At 73.0% G+C, this 21,505-nt stretch carries 19 protein-coding genes; 14 read left to right on the forward strand and 5 right to left on the reverse strand.

Annotated features, from left to right (window positions below; genetic code table 11):
- Positions 1 to 82: 82 nt before the first annotated feature.
- The 12 genes from ABZ809_RS07670 to ABZ809_RS07725 all read left to right on the forward strand — a co-directional run bounded on the left by ABZ809_RS07670 (position 83) and on the right by ABZ809_RS07725 (position 13,413).
- Positions 83 to 1,288, forward strand: coding sequence for an acyl carrier protein (locus ABZ809_RS07670; RefSeq protein WP_357561646.1), 1,206 nt, complete (start codon positions 83 to 85; stop codon positions 1,286 to 1,288).
- Positions 1,285 to 2,796 (forward strand): class I adenylate-forming enzyme family protein, encoded by a 1,512-nt coding sequence (locus ABZ809_RS07675; RefSeq protein ID WP_357561647.1) that lies wholly within the window; start codon positions 1,285 to 1,287, stop codon positions 2,794 to 2,796. Before ABZ809_RS07670 ends, ABZ809_RS07675 begins: the two co-directional genes overlap by 4 nt.
- Positions 2,786 to 4,135, forward strand: a complete 1,350-nt coding sequence (locus ABZ809_RS07680) for a type III PLP-dependent enzyme (RefSeq protein ID WP_357561648.1) — start codon at positions 2,786 to 2,788, stop codon at positions 4,133 to 4,135. The genes ABZ809_RS07675 and ABZ809_RS07680 overlap by 11 nt, the downstream gene beginning before the upstream one ends.
- Positions 4,083 to 4,352, forward strand: a complete 270-nt coding sequence (locus tag ABZ809_RS07685; protein WP_357561649.1) for a phosphopantetheine-binding protein — start codon at positions 4,083 to 4,085, stop codon at positions 4,350 to 4,352. Before ABZ809_RS07680 ends, ABZ809_RS07685 begins: the two co-directional genes overlap by 53 nt.
- Positions 4,349 to 5,539, forward strand: a complete 1,191-nt coding sequence (locus ABZ809_RS07690; protein WP_357561650.1) for an acyl-CoA dehydrogenase family protein — start codon at positions 4,349 to 4,351, stop codon at positions 5,537 to 5,539. The genes ABZ809_RS07685 and ABZ809_RS07690 overlap by 4 nt, the downstream gene beginning before the upstream one ends.
- Positions 5,532 to 6,662 carry an acyl-CoA dehydrogenase gene (locus tag ABZ809_RS07695; protein ID WP_357561651.1) on the forward strand — a complete coding sequence of 377 codons (1,131 nt, stop codon included), beginning with the start codon at positions 5,532 to 5,534 and terminating at the stop codon, positions 6,660 to 6,662. The genes ABZ809_RS07690 and ABZ809_RS07695 overlap by 8 nt, the downstream gene beginning before the upstream one ends.
- Entirely contained in the window at positions 6,659 to 7,321 is a 663-nt protein-coding gene (locus ABZ809_RS07700) for a 4'-phosphopantetheinyl transferase superfamily protein (protein WP_357561652.1), read from the forward strand. Before ABZ809_RS07695 ends, ABZ809_RS07700 begins: the two co-directional genes overlap by 4 nt.
- Entirely contained in the window at positions 7,311 to 8,867 is a 1,557-nt protein-coding gene (locus ABZ809_RS07705) for an amino acid adenylation domain-containing protein (protein WP_357561653.1), read from the forward strand. Before ABZ809_RS07700 ends, ABZ809_RS07705 begins: the two co-directional genes overlap by 11 nt.
- On the forward strand, positions 8,864 to 9,388 hold the full coding sequence (locus ABZ809_RS07710) for a flavin reductase family protein (RefSeq protein WP_357561654.1): 525 nt from the start codon (positions 8,864 to 8,866) through the stop codon (positions 9,386 to 9,388). Before ABZ809_RS07705 ends, ABZ809_RS07710 begins: the two co-directional genes overlap by 4 nt.
- Positions 9,385 to 10,866, forward strand: coding sequence for a serine hydrolase domain-containing protein (locus ABZ809_RS07715; RefSeq protein ID WP_357561655.1), 1,482 nt, complete (start codon positions 9,385 to 9,387; stop codon positions 10,864 to 10,866). The genes ABZ809_RS07710 and ABZ809_RS07715 overlap by 4 nt, the downstream gene beginning before the upstream one ends.
- 88 nt (positions 10,867 to 10,954) lie before the next feature.
- Complete coding sequence (locus tag ABZ809_RS07720) at positions 10,955 to 12,223, forward strand: MFS transporter (RefSeq protein WP_357561656.1); 1,269 nt, start codon at positions 10,955 to 10,957, stop codon at positions 12,221 to 12,223.
- The gene (locus ABZ809_RS07725; protein WP_357561657.1) at positions 12,220 to 13,413 is read left to right on the forward strand and encodes a hypothetical protein; all 1,194 of its coding nucleotides are present in this window, start codon (positions 12,220 to 12,222) and stop codon (positions 13,411 to 13,413) included. Before ABZ809_RS07720 ends, ABZ809_RS07725 begins: the two co-directional genes overlap by 4 nt.
- Before the next feature lie 333 nt (positions 13,414 to 13,746).
- Here the strand turns inward: ABZ809_RS07725 and ABZ809_RS07730 are convergent, their stop codons facing one another.
- The 5 genes from ABZ809_RS07730 to ABZ809_RS07750 all read right to left on the reverse strand — a co-directional run bounded on the left by ABZ809_RS07730 (position 13,747) and on the right by ABZ809_RS07750 (position 18,848).
- Positions 13,747 to 13,881 carry a hypothetical protein gene (locus tag ABZ809_RS07730; protein ID WP_357561658.1) on the reverse strand — a complete coding sequence of 45 codons (135 nt, stop codon included), beginning with the start codon at positions 13,879 to 13,881 and terminating at the stop codon, positions 13,747 to 13,749.
- A gap of 207 nt (positions 13,882 to 14,088) precedes the next feature.
- A complete protein-coding gene (locus ABZ809_RS07735) occupies positions 14,089 to 14,931 on the reverse strand; it encodes an alpha/beta hydrolase (RefSeq protein ID WP_357561659.1) in 843 nt (280 codons plus the stop codon).
- 12 nt (positions 14,932 to 14,943) lie between these two features.
- Entirely contained in the window at positions 14,944 to 15,768 is an 825-nt protein-coding gene (locus tag ABZ809_RS07740) for an alpha/beta hydrolase (protein ID WP_357561660.1), read from the reverse strand.
- A 90-nt stretch (positions 15,769 to 15,858) separates the two neighbouring features.
- Entirely contained in the window at positions 15,859 to 18,585 is a 2,727-nt protein-coding gene (locus ABZ809_RS07745) for an AAA family ATPase (RefSeq protein ID WP_357561661.1), read from the reverse strand.
- Positions 18,586 to 18,668: 83 nt separating this feature from the next.
- The gene (locus ABZ809_RS07750; protein WP_357561662.1) at positions 18,669 to 18,848 is read right to left on the reverse strand and encodes a helix-turn-helix transcriptional regulator; all 180 of its coding nucleotides are present in this window, start codon (positions 18,846 to 18,848) and stop codon (positions 18,669 to 18,671) included.
- Between the two features lie 292 nt (positions 18,849 to 19,140).
- Between ABZ809_RS07750 and ABZ809_RS07755 the strand changes: the two genes are divergently transcribed.
- A complete protein-coding gene (locus ABZ809_RS07755) occupies positions 19,141 to 19,794 on the forward strand; it encodes a hypothetical protein (RefSeq protein ID WP_357561663.1) in 654 nt (217 codons plus the stop codon).
- Between the two features lie 100 nt (positions 19,795 to 19,894).
- Entirely contained in the window at positions 19,895 to 21,154 is a 1,260-nt protein-coding gene (locus tag ABZ809_RS07760; protein ID WP_357561664.1) for a DUF6357 family protein, read from the forward strand.
- Positions 21,155 to 21,505: the final 351 nt, after the last annotated feature.

Genomic DNA, 21,505 nt, shown 5'->3' on the forward strand with positions numbered 1-21,505 from the left:
CGTCGTGGCCACACACCGGGCGCTAATCGACCGCAAAGCACGACTAAAGCGAGGGTAAATCTGGCCGGGGCACAGCCCAGGCATGACGCTCCTGCACTCCGATCCCACGACCACCCGGGCACCGGGTGCCCTCCCTCCCGTATCGCCACGACTGAAGGTCGGCGCAGTCGACCCCACCCTCTACGACTGCCTCGCGGTCAACCTGGCGGTCCTGGCGCAGGCGCACCACGGCGCTGTGGCCGCATCGGCCGCCGGGGCGGAGCTGAGGTTCGCCGCCAGGACGACGGCGAGCGGCCTGCCGACCGTGGAGCCGACCGTCTCGCAGCACCTGCGGACCGCGCGTACGGCGCTGGGCATGACGCTGCTGGACGACAGCCGTGTCAACGCCCGGGACCTGGCTGGCGCTCCCGCCGGAACTCCCGTCTACGTCGTGGCCGACGCCTTCCATCTACCCTGGGTGCCCTACCACGGCCACCGGCACATGGAACACAGCTTCCTGCTGTGGTTCGGCGCTGGCGGCGCGGCAGTGGCGGACGCCTACCACAACGAGACGCCCTGGGGACCGGCCCGGCCGCTGGTCCGGCGGTTCGAGGTGGACGAACTCCTCGCCGCGCTCCCGGCCGGCCTGCGCGTCGTCCAACTCGCTGCGGGACCGGCGCCGGAACCGGGCGAGGCGACGCTGTCCGGTTTCGACGCCGCCGCGATCGACAGCTACGCCGACGCGTACGCCGATCACGCCGACCGGCTCGCCGCGCTGGACCGGCTCACCCTGGAGACCTGGCTGCTGGCCCGGCAACGCCGGCTGCACGCGGCGTACCGCGCGGCCGTCGGCTCCGCCCCGCCGGCCGCGGAGGTTACCGAGCACCTGCGTGCCTGGTCCGCGCTGGCCGAGGCGGTGTTCCTGGCCGAGCGCCGGGTGCGGCGCGGGCGTGCCGAACCGGCCGGGCTGAGCGACCGGCTCCGCGCGTTGCTGCACCGCGACCGCGAGCTGTTCGGCCGGCCCGCCGGAACCGGCGTCTCCGACCCGGTCCGGGAGGTGGTCACCCGGGCCGTGGCCGACGTGCTCGGCGTGCCGGTCGCGGCGCTGCCCGGCGCGGACCTCACCGCGCTGCCGTCGTTCACGTCGTTCAGCGTCGTGGAGATCGTCGAACGGATCGAACGGGACCTGGACGTCGAGTTCGACGCCGCCGACATGGTGCCGGAAAGGCTCCACCGCGTCGACGCCCTCGGCGCGGCGGCCCAGCGCGCGCTCGACGCCCGCGACGGCATCGCGGGGGCCCGCGCATGAGCCGCCGACCGACCCTGGTGCACCACCTGCTGGACGACGCCGCCGGGCGCTGGCCGGACCATCAGGCCGTCTCCGGCGGCGACCGGCAGGTCACGTACCGGCGGTTGTACGAGGACAGCCTGCGACTGGCGGGCTGGCTGACCGAGCGGGGCGTCGGCCGGGGCGACCGGCTGGTCGTGGTCGCGCCGGGCAGCCCGCCGGTCGCCGCGCTGCTGTTCGCGGCGTCCCGGATCGGGGCCGTCTTCGTGGTCCTGCACGAACAGGTGACGGGCGCCCCACTGCGCCACGTGCTCACTGACTGCGAACCGTCGCTGCTGGTCAGCGCCGAACCCGCTGACCGGGAGACGGCGGCGCAGCTGGGTGTCGCGGTGGCGCATCCGGACGAGGTGGACGCCCGGTGCGACGCGGCGGACGGCCCGCCCGCGACGCCCACGAAGCCCGAGCCCCTGACCGTGGACCCGGTCTGCCTCGTCTACACCTCCGGTACGACGTCCCTGCCGAAAGCGGTCGTCAGCGCCCACCAGCAGGTGGTGTTCGTGACCGGCGCCATCGGGTCGCAGCTGCGCTACCGCGACGACGACGTCATCTACTGCGCCCTGCCGCCCTCCTTCGACTACGGCCTCTACCAACTCTTCCTCGCCGCCGGCAGTGGCGCGCACCTGGTGTTCGGGCGCAGCGCGCAGACCGGCCCGCTGCTGCTGCGCAGCCTGTCGGCCTGCCGCGCCACCGTGTTCCCGGCGGTGCCGGCGCTCGCCGAGGCGCTGGCCCGGCTGGTCCGCCGGGGCGGCGCCGGCGACCTGCGGCTGCGCCTGCTGACCAACACCGGGGCGGCGATGGCGACGCAGACACTCGGTGTCCTGCGCGCCGCCCTGCCCGGCCTGCGGGTGCAGCTGATGTTCGGCCTGACCGAGTGCAAGCGCACCGCGATCATGCCCCCGGACGGGGACCTGCGGCGGCCGGGCGCCTCCGGCCTGCCGCTGCCCGGCACCGAGGTGTTCGTGGTCGACGAGGAGGGCCGCCGGCTGGGCCCGGGGGCGGTGGGGGAGTTCGTCATCCGTGGACCGCACGTCATGCTCGGCTACTGGCGCCGACCGGAGCTCACCGCCGAGCGGTTCCCGCGCCGCGACGGCCTCTTCCCGGAGCTGCGCTCGGGCGACTACGGCTGGCTGGACGACGAGGGCTACCTGTACTTCGACGGGCGCCGCGACGACATCTACAAGGAACGCGGCTTCCGGGTCAGCGCGACCGAGGTGGAGACCGCCGCCCACCGCGTGCCGGGCGTCGACTCGGCGACTGTGCTGCCGCCTGAGCGGAGCCGGGGCGCGGTGCTGGTGGCCGTCACCACGCGCCCGTCCGACGAGGTCCTGGGCGCCATGCCGGCGTACATCGAGCCGTTCAAGATCCCCCAGCGCTGTCTGACCGTCGACGTCCTGCCGCTGACCCGCAACGGGAAGGTCGACCGCAAGGCCCTGACCGTGCTCGCCGAGGAGGGTTCCGATGCTCGGTGACTCCACCGTCCTGACCGCGGAGCTGGCCGAGGAACTGGTCACTCCGGCATACCTGTACGACCTGGCGGAGGTGCGCGGCAACCACGACCGTCTGGTGAACGCACTGCCGGCGGGGACCGGCCTGTACTACTCGGTCAAGGCGAACCCGCATCCCGCGGTCCTCGCTCAACTACGTGACAGCGGCGCGCGGGCGGAGGTCTGCTCGCCCGGGGAACTGGCCGCCGTGCTGGCGGCCGGCTGGCCGGCCGGCGAGGTGCTGTACGGCGGCCCCGGCAAGCGGGACAGCGACGTCGACTCCGCGCTGGCGCTCGGCGTGCGGACGTTCTCGGTCGACTCGCCGGAGGCCCTCGACCAGCTCGACCGCCTCGCCGCCGGGCGGGGTGTCACCTGCCAGGCGCTGGTCCGGATCAACGACGACCGGCCGGTGCCCGGGCAAGGGCTGGCCATGACCGGCGTGCCGTCCCAGTTCGGCGCGGACGCCGCCTGGGTGGTCGCCGAGCCGCGGCGGTTCGCCGGACGTCCGCACGTGACCGTGGTCGGCCTGCACCTCTACATGGGCACCAACCTGGTGCGGATGGACGACCTGGTCACCCAGTTCGCGCGCTCGGCCCGTACCGCGCTGCGGGTGACGCAGGCGCTCACGCCGTACGGGATGGATTTGCGGGTGCTCGACCTCGGCGGCGGCTTCGGGGCGCCGTTCGCCACGGCCGGGACGGCGGTGAGCCTGGACGGTCTCGCGCCGCGCCTGGCCGAGCTGTTCGACGAGACGTTCCCGGCGTGGCGCGACGGCCGCCCGCGCCTGGACTTCGAGTCGGGGCGGTACCTGGTCGGCACGGCGGGCACCCTGCTCGTGCGGGTGCTCGACGCCAAGACCTCACACGGCCGCCGGGTCGTCGTCCTGGACTCCGGCATCAACCACCTCGGCGGGATGTCCGGGCTGCGCCGGCTCCCGCCGCTGCGCCCGGCGCTCGTCCGCCGCCCCGGCGCACGACCGGACATCGACGACGACGTCACGGAGACGCTCGTCGCCGGTCCGCTGTGCACACCGCTGGACACCTGGGCCCCGGCGGCGCCGCTGCCGCCACTGCGCCCCGGTGACCTGCTCGCCGTGCCGAATGTCGGCGCGTACGGCCTCTACGCCAGCCTGGTCGCCTTCCTCGGCCACCCGATGCCGACGGAACTCGTGGTCGACAGCGAGAAGTCTCCCGGATCGGTGCTGCACGCCTCCCAGCTCACCCTCGCCCGGGCGCAGCGCCCGGGCACCCACTCGCGGAAGGAAACCCGTCATGAACGATCGCTTCGCCCAGGTCGTCACGCCGCACCTGAAGTTCCTCGGTGACCGGCCGCTGACGCCGGAGGCGTCCCTGTCGGCCCTCGGCATGGACTCCATGCAGGCCATCAACGTGCTTTTCGACCTGGAGGACGCCTTCGAGGTGTCGCTGCCCGACGATGAGCTGAACGAGCAGACCTTCGCCACCGTCGGCAGCCTCTGGGCTGCGCTGTTTCGGGCCGCCGACGCCCAGGGCGTGGCGCTGGAAGAGCGGGCGGCCGCATGAGCGCGCCGGCTCTCACCGAGGCCGCACGCCGCCCGGCGACGACCCTGGCCGACCGCGTCGAGCAGGTGGCCGCGGTGACCGCCGCGCACGCCCGCCGCACCGACGAGCTGGCCAGCTTCCCGGTCGAGGCACTGACCGAGATGAGGCGTACCGGCCTGTTGGGACTGCTGGTCCCGGCCAGGTACGGCGGCCTCGGCGGCACGGTCGACGACCTGCTGACTGTCGGCATCCGGCTGGGCCGCGAGGACATGTCCGCCGCGATGGTCCTCGCTATGCACTGCCAGCAGGTCGCCGCGCTGGTGCGGTTCGCGGCGGGACCGCTGTCCATCCGCCTCCTGCCCGCGATCGCCGAGGGCCGGGTCTACCTGGGCTCGGTGACCACGGAGGCCGGCAGCGGAGGCCATCTGCTGACCTCGGGGACCGGGTCGCGGGCGGACGGTGGCCGGCTGGAGTTCGACAGGTTCGCGCCGATCGTCACCGGTGGCGCGTACGCCGACGGTTTCCTGATCACGATGCGCAGCCCGGACGCCGGCCCGGAGGGGGGCGTCTCCCTGGTGTACGCGGACCGCGACCAGCTCGCCGTGGAACAGAGCGGCGACTGGCAGCCGCTGGGCATGCGGGCCAGCCACAGCGTGGCGCTGCGGCTCACCGGCGCGGTGCCGGACGACCAGGTCGTTGGTGCTCACGGTTCCTTCCGGACCGTGGCCACCACGGTGTTCGCGCCGCTGGCCCACCTCGGCTGGTCGGCCTGCTGGCTGGGCACCGCGGCGGGGGCACTGTCGCGCGTGCTCACGCTGCTCCGCTCCGCCGAGGGGCGCAAGCGTTATGACGTCTCCTCGGAACTGCTGCTCAGCCGCCTGTCCCGGGCCCGCCAGCGGGTGGACACGGTGCACGCCCTGTTGCGCCACACCGCCGCCGCGGTCCGGCAGGCCGACGACGTGTCGAGCACCCGGATCCAGCTGCAGCTCAACGCCCTCAAGATCACTGCTGCGGAGCAGTGCCACGCGGCGGTCGAGGACCTGATCGACGCGGTCGGGCTGCGGCACGGCTACCTGAAGGACTCGCCGACCGGCCTGGAGCGGGCCCTGCGTGACCTGCGTTCGGCGAGCCTCAACTACAGCAACGACCGCCTGCATCTGGCCGATGGCCGACTGGCGCTGCGCAACCCGGAGGTCACCCTTGTCTGAGACACGACTGGGTCCGACCGCCGATGCCGCGCCGCCGACACCGGACCACCCGGCGCGCGTACGGGCCACGCTCGCGGCGCAGCCCTCCGCGGCCTGGTGCGTGCTGGGCCGGGCCGGCCTGCTGGAACCGCTGTATCACGGCACTCCCCGGCGAATCCGGCGAGATCGGCTCGCCGGCCTGCTGACCGAACTGGACGCGGCCCGGCCGGTCGGGCAGACGCTGTCGGTGTGCGTACAGGCCGCCACTGTCGTGCCGCTGCTGGACGAGATGGCGGCCCACTCGCCGGTCGCCGCCGCGATACGCGACGCCGCGCTCGCCGGGCACGCCACTGTCGCGCTGGCCGCCACCGACGCCGGCCCCGGCTCCGATCTCGCCGCGCTGGACTGCCGCCTCACCATCGAGGGCGCGGACGTGATCCTGGACGGCCGGAAACGTTGGATCACCAACGCCACGGTGGCCGACCATCTGCTGGTCCTGGCCCGGCACCGGCCGGGCCGGCACTTCACCAGCTTCACCTGGGTCCTGGTGCCGGCCACCGCGCCCGGCGTCCGGGTGGACCCGGCGGACACCCCGCTGTTCACCGGCGCCGGCCTCGGCGAGGTGGAGTTCACCGACGTGCGCCTGCCCGCCGCGCACGTCGTGGGCCGGCGGGGTCACGGTCTGGCCGCCTTCGCCCGGCACATCGCCACCGAGCGGCTGGCCGGGGCGCTGTGGGGCGTGGCGCTGTGCCGCCGTGTGGTGGCCGCCACCGCCGAGCGGCTCGCGCACCGTGTGGTGGTCGACCAGCCACTGGTCCGGCATCCCGTGGTCCGGCAGTCACTGGCCCGCGCCGTGGTGCGGACCCGGCAGCTCGCCGCGCTCTGCGACGACCTCGGGCCGCGGGTGACGAACGGGCCCGACGCCGGGGCCGCGGCGGCGCTCAAGGTGGCGGTCGCGGACACGACGCGCGAGGTGCTCGACCTGTGCGGCCAGTTGCAGGGCGCGGACGGCTTCGGTCCGGCCGGTACCCAACTGACCCGCGCCGAGGCCGCCGTGTTCGGCATCGGCGGCGGCACGACCGAACTGGTCCTGGACGTCGTCGCCGACCACCTGGACCCGCTGCTGAACGGAGCGGCGGCGTGAGCGCCCGCGTCGCCGCGCCGTGGCCCGGCGTGCGGCTGACCGTGAGCACCGTCGCGGCGTCCGCCCCGCCCGGCGGCGACACGGCGCACCCCGCCGACCAGCGGCACGCGTACGCCATGCCGCCCTGGCGCCGCGCGGAGTTCCTCGCCGGCCGGGCGCTGCTGCGCCGGCTGCTGGCGGCGGTCGCGCCGCAGGCGGCCGACGCCGAGGTGGTTCCCGACCGGCGGGGCCGTCCCGAGCTGGCCGGCTGGCCCGTCGGGGTGAGCGTCGCGCACGACCGGGGCGTCGTCGCCGCGGCGGTGGCACTCGGCCGGTCGGTCGGGGTCGACGTGCAGCAGCCCGCCGCGACGCCGTCGGAGGGCATGGCCCGCCGCCTGCTCGGCCCGCGCCGCGCGCTGCTCGCCGCCGCCCGGCCGGAGGTGATGGCCACGGAGTTGGCCTGGATCTGGACGGCGCAGGAGGCGTGCGTGAAGGCCGCCGGCACCGGTATCGCCGGCAAGCCCTGGCAGATCGACGTCGCGCCGTACGCCGGCCGCGGGCGGTGGGGCCGCTATCTGTGGGTCAGCCTGCGGGGAATGTCGGCCGTCCCACTCAGCTGCGCCGTGGGGCCCGCCGGCAGCGCCCCGCCACCTGACGAGGACGGAAGCCATGACTACTGACGACACGATGTTCGCCCGCTTCAGCCGTACCGCCCGCCGATGCGGTGACCAGGTGGCGCTGGAGGTGCGAGGGCGCCGGGTCAGCTACGCGGAACTCGACGAGCTGAGCGCCCGGCTGGCGGACCTGCTGACCCGGCGGCACGGCCACCCGCCCGGCCCGATCGGGCTGCTGGCTCTGCGCAGCGTCACCGCGTACGCGGGTTACCTGGCGATCCTGCGCTGCGGCCGTACCGTGGTGCCGTTGAACCCGACGTTCCCGGCGGCGCGCAACGCCGTGGTGGCGCGCGCCGCCGGACTGGCCGGGGTGCTGGCCGACGGCGATGCCGCGAGCGCCGACCTCGGGGTGCCCGCGACGGTGGTGCCGGACCCGGGGGCGCTGCCGCCCGCGCACGACGCGGCGGCGCACGGCACGGCAGACGACCTCGCGTACGTGCTCTTCACCTCCGGCTCCACCGGCGCGCCGAAGGGCGTGCCGATCCGGCACCGCAACGTCACCTCGTACCTCGACCACGTGGTGCCGAGGTACGAGGTGGGCGTCGGCAGCCGCCTGTCGCAGACGTTCGACCTGACGTTCGATCCCTCGGTCTTCGACATGTTCGTCGCCTGGAGCACGGGCGCGACGCTCGTGGTGCCGGACCGCCGGGAGCTGCTGGCCGTGCCCGAGTTCGTCGAGCGGCGCGGGATCACGCACTGGTTCTCCGTGCCGTCGGTGGTGTCGCTGGCGCACCGGCTGCGGCGGCTGCGCCCCGGCTGCATGCCGGGGCTGCGCTGGAGCCTGTTCGCCGGCGAGCAGCTCACCCTGGCCCAGGCCCATGCGTGGGCGAGCGCGGCGCCGGGCAGCCGGATCGGCAACGTCTACGGGCCGACCGAGCTGACCGTCACGTGCACCGAGTACCGTCTGCCGGTCGACGTGCGCGAATGGCCGGTCACGCCGAACGGCACGGTGCCGATCGGGCGGCCGTATCCCGGCCTGGAGCACTTGATCCTGGACGACGAGGGCCGCCCCGCCGACGAGGGCGAGCTGGTGGCCCGGGGGCCGCAGCGCTTCCCCGGCTACCTCGATCCGGCCGCCGACGCCGGGCGGTTCGTCCACTTCGACGGAACGCGCGCGGTCCCGTACGACGGCACCGGCCCGCTCACCGCCAAGAACTGGTACCGCACCGGCGATCGGGTGGTACGCCAGGGCACGGACCTCGTCCACCTGGGACGGCTCGACCAGCAGGTCAAGGTGCAGGGCTACCGGGTCGAGCTGGGCGAGGTCGAGGCGGTCCTGCGGGACCAGCCCGGCGTACGCGACGCGGTGGTGCTCGCGGTCGCGGACGCCTCGGGCCACGTCGACCTGTTCGCCGCGTACACCGGCGCCGGGGACGACCCGCAGCGCCTGCTCGACCGCCTGCGGGAGCGGCTGCCCGGCTACATGGTGCCGCGCTCCGCGACCCAGCTGGACGCGTTCCCGCTCAACCCCAACGGAAAAGTCGACAGGCGCGCGCTGGCCACCAGGATCTCCCCGGCTGGCCGCGCCCGTAGCCCGGAAGGATCGTCATGAGCATCGCCGTCGCCCGACCGCCACGAGCCGCAGTCGACCCCGCACGCTTCCGCGCCGTCATGGCGGAGTTCCCGACCTTCGTCACGGTGGTGACCTCCGCCGGCAGCGGCGGACCGGTCGGCTGCACCGCCAACGCGGTCCTGTCGCTGTCGCTCGACCCGCCCAGCGTCGTGGTCTCGCTGGCCAGCCGCGGGCACACCGTGGTGCGGGTCCTCGAACGGGAGATGTTCGGCATCAACGTGCTGACCTGGCGTCAGCGCTCCCTGACCCGGCGCTTCGCCAACGGTGAGCCCTGCCGCCGCTTCGACGACGTGCCCCATCACCGCAGGAACGGGGTGCCGATCCTCACCGACGCCGCCGCGAGTCTGGTCTGCGTCCTCGAACGGCAGGTGCCGGTCCACGACCACACCCTGCTGATCGGCCGGGTGATCGAGGCGACCACCGGCCCGGACACGCCGGCGCTCGTCTTCCACCGCAACACCCAGCACCCGCTGCTGCAACTGCCGGAGGACCTGCGATGACCGGCTCCGTACGGACCCGACCCACCGCCGCCGGGGCGGCGTCGCGGACCCGCCACGCCGCCGCCACGACGGCGCGGTGGTCGCCGCCCGGCCCCGGCGCCGTCGACGAGGCCCTGATCCGGGGCATGGTCGCCAATTTCTGCCTGCGGCACCACGTACCCGGCGCGATCGTCGGACTGTTCGACACCCGCGGCCCGCGGCACACGTTGACGGTCGGACGGCTGAGCGCGGAACTGCCGGCCGGCACGGTCGGCCCGTCCTCGGTCTTCTCCACCTACTCGGTGGCGAAGCTGCTCAACGCCAGCATGCTGTGCCTGCTGCACGAGGCCGGAGAGGTCGACCTGGACGCCCCGGTCACCCGGCACCTGCCCGGGCTGCGCCTACGCCCCGGCACCGACCCCGATGCGCTGACGCTGCGGCACCTGCTCAGCAACAGCTCCGGCCTGGTGCCCGACCGCACCGACCACGACGGGCTCAGCCGCAACCAGGAGGACCTCGGGCGGGAGATCGTCGCGCAGGTGCGGCGGCTGCCGTTCGTCGCCGAGCCGGGCGCCGTGTTCGCGTACAGCAACGCGGGCATGTCCCTCGCCGGGCACGTCGCGGAACGGGCCACCGGCCTGGGCTTCGCCGAGCTGATGCGGGAACGGCTGCTGGAGCCGCTGGGCATGGAACGCACCACGTACGACCCGGCGGTGGCGATGACGCATCCGCTGCTCCAGCACCACGTGATCGGCGCGGACGGTAGACCGACCGTGGCGCACCAGCCCAGGGCCGGGGTCCGACACCAGCCGGCGGGACTGTGCTTCTCCACCGTCCCCGACCTGGCCCGCCTCGGCGCGGCCCATCTGCGTCAGGCGCGCCGGCCGGGTGAGCCGGACCCGGTCTCCGGTCTGCGTGGCCTGGCGCGTGCCCACGAGCCGATGGTGGACGTACTGGTGGAGAGCGACCTGACCTACGGGCTCGGCACCCTGGTCACCCGCCGGGGCGGCCGGCGGTGCGTCGGCCACGAGGGATTCAACCCCGGCATGTGGTGCAAGCTCATCGCGGTGCCGGCCCACGGCGTCGGGCTGGTGTGGGCGGACAACCGTGGCCCGGAGCTGCGCACCGAGCGGTACCGGGTCATCGACCGGATCCTGGCCCAGTTCGGCGTCGCGCCGGTGGACCGGCGGCCGGCCGCCGGGCCGGAGCTGCCGGCGGCAGCCGTGACCGGGCGGTACGTCCGGGTCGGCGCCGCGCCGATCGAGGTGGACCCGTCCGGCCCGGACGGCATCCGGCTCACCTGCGGCGGGCGGCAGGCGCGGCTGACCCGATCGGCCCCGCAGGTGTGGTCCGCCCCGGCGGGCCCGCCGCTGGAACCACCGTGGGCACCGCACATGGACAGCACCAGCCTGGCCGCCGGCTTCCGGATCGCGCCCGCCAGCGGCTCGGTCAGCCACCTGCAGTTCAACGGTCTGCCGTACCGGAGGGCGAACGGATGAGCACCGGACGTGTTCGTCCGTGCCCCGCCGGGGGCAACAGGAGTGGCGACCCAGAGTGCGACGGCTCGACGCCAGAGGAGTCCCACCGATGCCGACCACACCGCGCACCGCCGACGACAGCCCGCTCGCGCCGGCCCCGGCGGCCCCGGCCCGGCCGGCACGCCCCGGCGGCGTCCTCGCCCGGTACACCACCGCCGCGGTCGCGGTCCGCCTGACCGACGAGGGCGCGCGGGTCGCGATGGTGCTGCTGGCCCTGGAACGAACGGGCAGCACCGCGTACGGGGGGCTGTTGGTGGCCGCGCTGATGGTGCCGCACGTGGTCGCCGCCCCGCTGGTCGGCGCGGCGGCGGACCGGGTGCGCCGCCGGCGGCTGTTCTACATCGGCTCGCTGACCGGGTACGCGGCCGCGCTGGCCGGTGCCGCCGTGCTGGTGGAGACCTCCCGGCTGTTGACCGTGGCGCTCGTGATCGTCGCCGGGTGTTTCGCGCCGCTGCTGATCGGTGGCCTCACCAGCCTGCTCAGCGAGCTGGCGCCGGACCGGTTGAAGCGCGCGTACGGGCTCGACTCGGCCTCGTACAGTCTCGCCGGCATCGCCGGACCGGCCCTGGCCGCCGTCCTGGCCGGCCTGGTCGGTGCCACCACGACGCTGATCCTGCTGGCCGGGGTGGTGCTGCTCGGGTGCGTGACGCTGTGGACCCTGCCGTTGCGCACCCGCCCGCCCGGGTCGCGCGAGGGCGGGCACGCCCCGGTCCTGGCCGCCGTGCCGGTGCTCTGGCGGCGCCGCGCGCTCGGGGCGGTCACGCTCGGCACCAGCCTCGGCCAGCTGGGCATCGGCGCGATGCCGGTGATCGCCGCCTTGCTCGCCCGCCACTACGGCGACGCCTCGCTGACCGGTGTCTTCATGTCGACGGCCGCGGTCGGCGGTCTGGTCGGCTCGCTCGTGTACGCCCGGTACCCGCTCCGCGGTCCCCAGCCGGAACGGGTGGTGGTCGTGGCCCTGCTCGCCACCGCGGTCCCGTTCGCGCTCGTCCCGCTGATGCCCTCGATGTGGCTGACCCTGCCGCTGTTCCTGCTGGTCGGCCTGATCAACGCGCCCCTGTTCTGCGGCCTGCTCGAGGTGCGCGAACGCGAGGCCCCGCGCGACGTGCACACCCAGGTCTTCGCGCTCGGCGCCGGCCTGAAGAGCACCGCCGCGGCGGCCGGCGCGGCGCTCGCCGGGGTGCTGACCGGCTGGGGTACGGGCGCGCTGCTGTTCGGCGTCGCCGCGTGCCACCTGCTCGGTGCCCTCACCGGCGAGGCGGTCCTGCGGCGGGCCGATTCCCCCGTTTCCACGTCACCCCTGGAGAAGATGTCGTGAGAATTCTGTTCGCACCGCTGGCCGGCGCCTACGGCATCGGCGGGATCACCCGATGCCTGGCCGTGGCCGAGCAGTCCGTCATGCGCGGGCACGAGGTGGCCTTCCTGGCGCCCGAGAACTACCCGCTGCTGGACCGGTATCCGTTCGGTCGCCGGTACGAGGTGCCCCGGCCCAGCCGTCCGGTGCCCAGAGACGGCAACTATCTGTCGTTCGCCGAGGCGCTCTACGTCCGGGGGATGACGCAGCCGGACTACCTGGAGGCCGCCGTCGCGGCCGAGACCGAGGCCGTCGAGCGGTTCCAGCCGGACATGATCTTCACCGAGTGGCAAACCACAGTCGCCGTGTCCGGCGCGCTCACCGGCGTGCCGTTTGCCGCGACCGTCGCCACCCCGGACGTCACCCGCCTGGTCGGCGGGTACGACGACGCGCGTTTCGACCACGTGCACGACGCCTACGCCCGGTTGTGCCGCTCGCACGGCGTCGAGCCGGCGCCCTCGGTGGAGAGCCTGCTGCACGAGCGCGCGGCACTCAATGTCGCACCCACCGTGCCGACGATCGAGCCGCTGCTCGCCGCTGTGCCCCGGACCCGGTACGTGGGGCCGCTGCTGTTCGCCCCGCTGGAACTGGCGCCGCTGCCCGGACGGGTGGACGCGGACGGCACCACGCACGTGCTGGTGTACCTGGGGGTGGGCACGTTCACCGTGGAGGACCTGCTCCCCGAACTGGCCGAGGCGTTCCCCGCGCCGAAGCACCGGGTGACCGTGGCCGCCTCACACGACCGGGTCGCCGGCCGGGCTGTGCCATTCACCACCGGTCACATCACCGTGGCCCGGGGCTTCGGGATCACTCGGGCGTTGCGCGACACCGACCTGCTGATCGCCCGGGGTGGACAGAACGGGCTGATGGCCGCGCTGCTCGCCGGCGTACCGGTGATCGGCGTCCCGGGGGAGCACGTGGAGCCCCGCTTCAATCTCAACGTGCTGGCGGCGCACGGCGCCGCGTACGTCGTCGACGAGCCGCGCGCGAGCGCGCTCAAGGAGGCGGCGCAGCAGTTGCGGGCCAGCGGCGCCGCGCGGCGGGCACGGCTGCTCGGCGAAGCGCTGCGCCGCACCGGTGGCGGCGTTGCCGTCGTCCAGGCCCTGGAGGAGACCATCCTGACCGCACCCGTGCGGGACAGGAGTGTCCGGTAGACCGGACGGCCGGCCTGCTGGCCCCGATCGTCATCCCGACCCGCGACCGCGCCGACATGCTGGCGCTCGACCCTGGACCACCTGATCGGGCGACCGGGCCATGATCGGCCTGATGTACGGCTCGCGGGTGTCAGGAACATCGCCAGACGACGGCGATCGCGTGGTGATCGTTGCCGTTCCTGTCCTCTTCCGCTTCCTGACCTTTCCCGGCCGTCGCGCTGACGGCGGTGGTCTTTTCCGAGATCCGAGGCCCTCATCCGCGAAATGCATGAGCGGGGTCCTGGTTCAGGCGACGTTGGCGGTGGCCAGGACTTCGTCGCCGAAGACTTGGCCTCATGCGCCGAAGCTCTTGTTCGAGGTGAGCAGGGTCGAGCGTGCGGCGGTGAAGGGCTGGTGCCGCCAGACCGACAGCGGCCGACGGTCGACGACGACCTGGGCCGCGGCGGCCCGGTTCAGCAGCGCCTGCAACGGGCCGCCGCCGAGTGCGGGGCGGTTGCATGGTGGTGGTGTGTCGCCGGTGGCGGTCGCCCGGGTGTGTCCGTCGGGCAGGCCGTCCGAATGGGCAGGGTCAACGACCCGGGCAAAGACGTCGAGGATCTGCTCGATCTGTCCGCGAGGATCTCACCGACCCGGCCGGCGGCGGCTCGGAACGTCCGGGCTACCGCCGGCCGGTGCTCACGCGGAGGTGGTCCGCCAGGGCTGGTCGGTCCGGGCGTGGTCGAGCGCCCAGTCCAGGGCGAGGTCGGCGACTGCCTCCCAGCCGGGCGCGCCGCAGGTCCAGTGGTCGCGGCCGGCGAGTTCCTGGTAGTCGGTGACCGCGGGTGAGCGGTGGTAGTGCCGGGCGTTCGACCTGTTCACCGACGGCGGCATGATGTGGTCCTTCTCGCCGGCGACGAACAGCAGCGGCGCCCGGTCGGCGTCGTAGTCGACCCAGGTGTCCTGGTGGCCCGGCTTGAAGTTGGCGAACAGGCCGTACTCGAAGATCCAGTGCCCGGGGGCGGGGATCGCATACCGCTCCCAGACCTGCCGGGACTCCTCCTCGGTGAGGGTGTTGGTGAAGGCGTAGTGGAACTCCTTCGCGGTGAAGCCGACGGCTTTCTTGCGGTTGGCCGGGTTCTTCAGCGCCGGGAACAGGGACCGCGCCTGGGACAGCGGCTGAACCCGTACGCCCTCGGTGGGTGCGGAGTCGATGACCACACCGGCGGACCCGAGGCCGCGCGCGAGCAGAAGCTGGGTCAACGTGCCGCCGAACGAGTGGCCGATGATGATCGGCGGTGTGGCCACCGCTTCGATGACGCTCGCGAGGTGGTCCACCGTCTCGGGAACGGTCAGGTTCGCGATGATTTCGGGCTTGTCGCGTAGTGCCTCGACCTCGATCTCGAAGCCGGGGTAGGCGGGTGCCAGGACGGTGAAGCCCTTGGCCTCGTAGTGGGCGACCCAGTCGGCCCAGCTCCGGGGTGTGACCCAGAGGCCGTGGACGAGGATGATGGTATCGGGGCGGCGGTTCGTCTCGGTCATGTCGGGTGCTCCTCAGTTGTCGATGAAGGCGAGCAGGTCGGCGTGCAGGCGGGCGCGGTCGGTGTCCGGCAGTGCGTGTCCACTGCCCTCGTAGACCTTGAGGCGCGCCCCGGCGATCATCTGGGCCGAGCGTTTGCCGCCGACCTCGAACGGGACGATCTGGTCGTCGTCGCCGTGGATGACCAGGGTCGGAACGTCGATCTTGGCGAGGTCGGGCCGGAAGTCGGTGGCCGAGAACGCCGCGATGCACTCGTACGCCGCCCGATGGCCGCAGGCCATGCTCTGCGACCAGAACGCGTCACGGAAGCCCTGGTCGACGTCGCCGGTGCGGTTGTGGCCGAAGAACGGGCCGTCGGCGAGGTCCCGGTAGAGCTGGGAGCGGTTGGCGCGCTCGCCGGCCCGGATGGCGTCGAAGGTCTCGATCGGCAGCCCTTCGGGGTTGTCGTCGGTGTGCACCATCAGTGGGGGTACGGCGCCGACCAGTACCACCTTGGCCACCCGCTCGGTGCCGTACCGGCCGACGTAGTGGACGATCTCGCCGCCGCCGGTGGAGTGCCCGACGAGGGTGATCTCGGTGAGATCGAGCTTCTCGACAAGGCAGGCCAGGTCGTCGGCGTAGGTGTCCATCTCGTTGCCGTGCCAGGTCTGGCTGGACCGGCCGTGACCACGGCGGTCGTGGGCGATGGCCCGGTGGCCGTGCTCGGCCAGGAACAGCGCGGTGGCCTCCCAGGCGTCCGAGTTCAGGGGCCAGCCGTGACTGAGTACGACCGGCGTGCCGTCGGTCCCCCAGTCCCGGTAGAAGATCCGTGCGCCATCGTCGGTTATCACATAAGGCATGGGCCCCTCCTCGTGTCCGGTGCGAGCCGCTGCCAGCCTGCTGGTCCGGGTGGCCCTCGCGGACCACGTACGACACGTAGTCGGCCAGGCTCAGCTACCCCCGAGGCGGTCCGCGAGCTGCCGTCGCGAGGAGATGCCGAGCTTCTGGAAGACCTTGCGGAGGTGGTAGTCCACCGTGTTGACGCTCAGAAACATCGCCGCCCCGATCTCGGCGTTGGTGTGGCCACCGGCGGCGAGTTCGGCGACGGTGAGCTCCTGGGACGTGAGCCCGGCGGGGCGTCCGGGCGCCGCCTCGCTCCAGGTGTCGCCCAAGGCCTGCAACTCGCGACCCGCGCGGTCGGCGAACGCGTCGGCGCCCGCCTGGCCGAAGATCTCCGCCGCCCGTCGCAGGTGCGGGCGGGCGTCGGCGCGCCGTTTGGCCCGGCGCAACCACTCCCCGTAGGCAAGGTGGGCCCGGCCCTCGTCGACCAGCGCGCGGCAGCCGTCGAGGGCAGCGACGGCGGTGCGGAAGTGCTGCTCCACATCGGCGCCCGAGGCTGCGGCCTCGACCACCGCGCGGGACCTCGCGGCCACACCCCGGGCCCACGGTGTCCGGCAGGCGTCGGCTTGTTCCTCGAGCTGGACGACGGTGGCCCGAGCCTCGGTGAGGTGGCCGCTGCGGGCGGCCGCCTCGGCGAAGTCCGGCCACGTCGTCGCGGTGACGTGCAGGAACGGGTCGTCGATGAACGGTTTCAGCCTCTCGTAGGCGTCGGCGTTCCGGCCTTCGGCGATGTCGACGGTGGCGAGCACGGCCAGCGCGGCGGCCTGCACCCCACCGAAACCCATCTGGTATGTCGAGTCGGCCAAGGCCAGGGCCTGATCGCGGGCGGCTGCGGACCAGGCCAGCACGGCCACGTTGACCACGTGCTCGGCGTCGTAACCGATCGCCCGGCGCAACTCGCGCACCTGCTCCATGTACTGCACCGCCCGCCGCGGTGTGCCACCGGTCGCCTCGGTCATCGACAGCACCCACAGGGCGTTGTCCAGCATCTGGAGCGCGCCCGCGTCACGGGCCGCATCGGCCCACCTTGTCACCAGTCGATGCCGGACCTCGACGTCCCACACCGCCGTCGCCAGGGCGACACAGCTGTGACCGAACTTGAGGATCTCGGCGGCGTCCATCCGCTCGTAGGCGTCCAGAGCAGCCCGGATCGGCACCACCGCAGCACCGTAGGGCTCGAGAATCAGGGCGCTGACGGCACGCAGGATCGTCGCGGCGTACCCCTCCTTGACCTGGGCCCCCGCAGCCAGCCGGCGACCGAGGTCGGTCCAGTTCAGGCCGATGGTCAGCCGCTCCGAGGGCAGGGCACACTCCCAGGCCCTGATCAGGCAGGCCTGTTCCAGGTCGGCGTCCTCGCCCCGAAAGAACTCGGCAGCGGCGAGCATGTCGGCGGCGGCATGCGTCAGCGCGGGCGCGGCGACAAACAACGAATAGTCGGCCCCGACGGCGCGAAACCGCCCCCGGGACACCGAATCGAGCAGATCCTCGTCAATCTCGTCGATGAGGTCCTTGGCCAGCTGACTGGTGCCCGCCGCCAGAGCTGCCTCGGCGGCGCGCACCAGCCGCGCGTACTTGCGCCCGCCGGGCAGGCTCAGGGCGGACGCCTCGACCAGCACCCGGGCACGCGAGGCGAACCCGCCGCGCTGGGCCGCCAGGTCGGCGACCAGTTCGAGGCGCTGCGCGACGTCCTCGTCGGCGCCGAGCGTCGCCTTGGCCGCGTGCCAGACGGCCTGCTCGACCAGATCGAGCTTCTCGGCGACGCCGGACAGGGCACGGTGCGCCCGCCGGCGTTCCCTGCCATGGGCCGCGTTGTACGCCGCGGACCGGACAAGTGGGTGCCGGAACCGCACGGCTCGGCTCAGCTCGACCAGACCCGCCGCCTCGGCCGCTTCCGCGATGTCGTCGGGTAGGCCCAACTCCCGGGCGGCCCTGGTGATCAGATCGAGGTTCCCGGTGGATTCGGCCGCGGCCACCAGCAGCCAGAGCCGTACGTCGTCCCCGAGCAGGCGCACCTGTAGCAGGTAGTGCTGCTCAAGGTGCCGTCCGATGGGAAGCGGCTCGTCGACGAAACTGGACTCGGTGAGCTGCCGGACGGTCAGCTCACCGGCCAGGTCGACCAGGGCGAGCGGGTTGCCGCCGGTGGCGGCGACCACCTTGACGGCGACCGCCGGATCGATGGGCGCGGGCAGCGACCGGGTGAGCAGCCGCATGGCGGCCTCCTGCGGCAGGCCGGTCAGCCGGGCCGTCGCGATCCCGGCCGTGCGGGCCAGGACCTGTGCCGTTTCGCGGCTGGCGAGCAGCAGCGTCACCGGCTCCGCCTCCAGGCGGCGCCCGACAAAGGCGAGGACGTCGAGGGACTCCGCGTCCAGCAGATGCGCGTCGTCGACCACGCACACCACCGGGGTGACCTCACCCGCCGCGCCCAGCAGGCCCAACACTCCGAGGCCGACGAGGAAGCGATCGGGCGCCGGACCGGCGATCTCACCGGAGGTGACCAGCAGGGCCTGCCGGTGCCGGTCGGGTACGGCGGCGAGGTGCTCGCGCAGCGGGCGGATGAGCCGCTGAACGGCCGCGAACGGCATCGTCATCTCGGCCTCGTAGCCGTCGACCCCGACGAGCTGCATGCCCACCATGCTGCTGGTCGCCGCCGTGAGCAGTGTGGTCTTACCGATCCCGGGCTCGCCGAGTAGCAGCATCGCGCCGCCCCGGCCGTTGCGTCCGTTACCGAGGAGCGTTCCGAGTTTGCCCAGCTCCTCGTCGCGACCGAGTATGTTCACGATTCCCCCACCGATACCGCCGCCGATGGGCACGACCATATGGAGGTAAGCGGTCCGGCCGACATACGTGGGGTGACGTAACTTCAGCTCGCCGGGCCGGCGCCCGACCGCTCCTGAGCGACCAGATCACGAAGCTGCGTCCGCGACGGCACACCCAACTTCGGGAACGCGTTGTAGAGGTGCGTGGACACCGTGCGGGCCGACAGGAACAGCGACGCGCCGATCTCGCGGCTGGTCATGCCGGCCGCGGCCAGCCGGACCACCTCACGTTCCCTGACCGGTGAGCCCGGCCCAGGCCGACGGCACGGGGTCCTCCGTAACCACACCCGCCGCCCGCAGCTCGGCGGTGGCCAACTCCCCCCACGGCCGGGCATCGAGCCGTTCGAAACCGGCCAGCGCCAACTGCAGTTGCGTCCACCGATGCCAGCGCCTGCGCGGGCGGTTGGTCGCTCGCGCACGGCCAGCGCGCACAGCACGCCTGTGACCTGGGCCGCAGGCAGGTCCGCTCTGATCAACTACGCTGCTGGAGCTGTCGCACGTGACCGGAGGACGCACATGGCCCGCCCCTACGATCCCGGACCGAAGCAGTTCGTCTTCTCCGTCGGGGACGGCAACGATCAACAAGTCTCGGTGGGCGACCCCCAGGAGGCCTACGTGGCGTTCTCTGCGTTCTTCCGGGGTCGAGAGTCCGACACCTACACCATCAGGGACGAACCGGCGGGGCAGAGTCTGGTACTCATGCCCCGGCTGGGGGTGATCTCCCGGATCAGGGACGCGGACCAACCTCGGTCGGAACACCTCCGAGTCGGCAGGGCCAACCGCTACCTTCCGGGCGCGATGCTGTTCTTCGAGAACGGATACGCCGGCCTCGACCGCTTCGGTCAGTGGTTCTCCGACCTCTCGGACCTCGACGCGTCACCGGAAGCCCGCGGTGCCGCCCGCGCCGCCACGATCACGACGGAAGCAGCGGCAATCGAAGAAGTCGCCCGGATCTGGGCAGATTCGGGGATCGTCGACCCGAGCGACAAGTACTACGTCTTCTTCGACTCGCATGATGTCGACGATGACCGGGCCGAGCGAGCCGAACTGCTCCAGTTGATCGAATTCCTCGGTCTCGAACGAGTCGACGCCCCGGCCGAGGCCGCCGGGGGCGAAGTCTGGGTGCGCACCGACCCACGCCTCGACGTCGAATGCGCACGGTGGTCGTGAACAGGTGGTGCAGGGTGGGCTGCGACATCGCCGCGAGACTCGCCATGGCTGCGAAGCACCACCCATGCCCAGCCGGTGCCGCTCCCGGGAAGCCTGAGCGATGAGAGACGTCGTCTTCACGCGTAGCAGCGGCTGGATCCCGAACGTGATCCGCGAGGACGGCGAGCTGAAGCTGACGCTTGCCGCCGGGGCCGACGCCAACCATGAGCCTCGCACGTTCACGTTCCCGATCTCCGAAGCCCATCTTGCGGTGATCCGGGAGGACCTGGCCAGGCACCTGCTGCTGTGGAGTGCGGTCCTTCCGCTGTGCGACGCTGCCGGAACCCGGGGCCGGCTCGACGAGGACGCTGCCGTCGCGCTCCTGGACCCGGTCCTGCTCTCCTCGCCCGCGGACGTCGACGCGCTCTTCCGGCGCATCCGGTGGGACAGGGGCCGGCTCGTCGCCCATGGTGCCGACATCGATCTACTCGATCGCGGTCGGGTCTGCGAGGCGATGCGCGCGGCGACGGAGGGGTCGAACGAGAAACGTGCGCAGGAGTATCACGCGGACCGCCGTCGCGCCGAGCGCGGAGCAGTCCTCGGGCCACTCGACGCCGCGATTCTGCGGTACACGGGCCAGTATCTGCATGGCGCGACGATTCCCAGGCGGCTGCCCGATGCCGTCGACCCCGCGCTGCTGCCCCAGGTGATGCGGGTGATCGCCACCGCGGAGCAGGCGTGCGCCGGGATGCGGATCGGCCTCGATCCGCGGCGGGGACACCGGGCCACGGACAAGCGCGACTGGGATCGGATGGCGGCGACGGTCGACGCGGCCGTGCGCCGCGCATACCCCGAACTTGTCGATGACGCGGTGCGTACGGTGAGCTTCCTGATGTGCTCGGAGGCTGCGGACCGTTCCAGGAGCACCCCGGTGGAAGACGACGAGGCTGCCGACGACCACGCCGGCCTCGGTGGGAGTGCGAGAAAGACGGCCCTGTCGTTCACCGATGACAAGGGCGGCGAGAAGAAGTGGCTACGGGACGGTCCTCGCACTGCCTCCGCCGAGTTCTGGCAGTTCGTCGCCGATCGCTCTGCCGCGGACAACGAAGTGTTCACCATCGAGGACGAGGAGATGGGCGAGGGGATCCAGCTGCACTTCTACGCGGACTCCATCGCCCGGATCACGACGGTGCGGCACGGGGAAGCCGGGTCGGATCCGCAGTACCAGGTCGAGTACAGCCTGGTCGACGGGATCGGCGGGTACCGGAACCTGGTGAGCGCCTTCGTCTGCGGCGGCTGCGCCGCACTCGAACAGCACGGGCCCTGGATGTCGGATGTCGCCGAGTTCGAGCGCGCGCGTCGTCGGCGCGACGCCCGGTAGGCCCAGAGGAGACCCGCGCCGCACCGTTCTGTCGGAAGGTCTTGAGATTCTCGGGACAGGACCTCGGCGGTGCGGTCGTACCCAGGACGCGGACGCGGCGGTTGGCGTGCTCGATCATCGCGAGCACGCCAACCGCGCTCTCGTCAGGGTGACGGCCCCGAAGAAGTCGCAGGCCAGCAGGGCGTCGGCCGGTGAGCGACGCTGACGACCGACTCCGGCAGACGGGAGGCCTGGAGCCAACCGTCCCGGCGGTCTCCCACCGTTCGCCGCCTCTTGCCGGATCGGATCCGGTAGCTGCAGCTGGTCGCGGCATGGGTCGCCTCCTGGAGCGGGGCGGCCAGGCCCGACACT

The sequence above is a fragment of the Micromonospora sp. NPDC047074 genome (assembly GCF_040643815.1).
Taxonomy (GTDB): domain Bacteria; phylum Actinomycetota; class Actinomycetes; order Mycobacteriales; family Micromonosporaceae; genus Micromonospora.

Bases quoted from the DNA above. Each gene is read 5' to 3' on its own strand.
- ABZ809_RS07685 (WP_357561649.1), top strand. From the start codon at position 4,083: ATGAACGATCGCTTCGCCCAGGTCGTCACGCCGCACCTGAAGTTCCTC.
- ABZ809_RS07760 (WP_357561664.1), top strand. From the start codon at position 19,895: ATGAGAGACGTCGTCTTCACGCGTAGCAGCGGCTGGATCCCGAACGTG.
- ABZ809_RS07670 (WP_357561646.1), top strand. From the start codon at position 83: ATGACGCTCCTGCACTCCGATCCCACGACCACCCGGGCACCGGGTGCC.
- ABZ809_RS07680 (WP_357561648.1), top strand. From the start codon at position 2,786: ATGCTCGGTGACTCCACCGTCCTGACCGCGGAGCTGGCCGAGGAACTG.
- ABZ809_RS07675 (WP_357561647.1), top strand. From the start codon at position 1,285: ATGAGCCGCCGACCGACCCTGGTGCACCACCTGCTGGACGACGCCGCC.
- ABZ809_RS07690 (WP_357561650.1), top strand. From the start codon at position 4,349: ATGAGCGCGCCGGCTCTCACCGAGGCCGCACGCCGCCCGGCGACGACC.
- ABZ809_RS07735 (WP_357561659.1), bottom strand. From the start codon at position 14,931: ATGACCGAGACGAACCGCCGCCCCGATACCATCATCCTCGTCCACGGC.
- ABZ809_RS07705 (WP_357561653.1), top strand. From the start codon at position 7,311: ATGACTACTGACGACACGATGTTCGCCCGCTTCAGCCGTACCGCCCGC.
- ABZ809_RS07720 (WP_357561656.1), top strand. From the start codon at position 10,955: ATGCCGACCACACCGCGCACCGCCGACGACAGCCCGCTCGCGCCGGCC.
- ABZ809_RS07715 (WP_357561655.1), top strand. From the start codon at position 9,385: ATGACCGGCTCCGTACGGACCCGACCCACCGCCGCCGGGGCGGCGTCG.
- ABZ809_RS07740 (WP_357561660.1), bottom strand. From the start codon at position 15,768: ATGCCTTATGTGATAACCGACGATGGCGCACGGATCTTCTACCGGGAC.
- ABZ809_RS07755 (WP_357561663.1), top strand. From the start codon at position 19,141: ATGGCCCGCCCCTACGATCCCGGACCGAAGCAGTTCGTCTTCTCCGTC.
- ABZ809_RS07710 (WP_357561654.1), top strand. From the start codon at position 8,864: ATGAGCATCGCCGTCGCCCGACCGCCACGAGCCGCAGTCGACCCCGCA.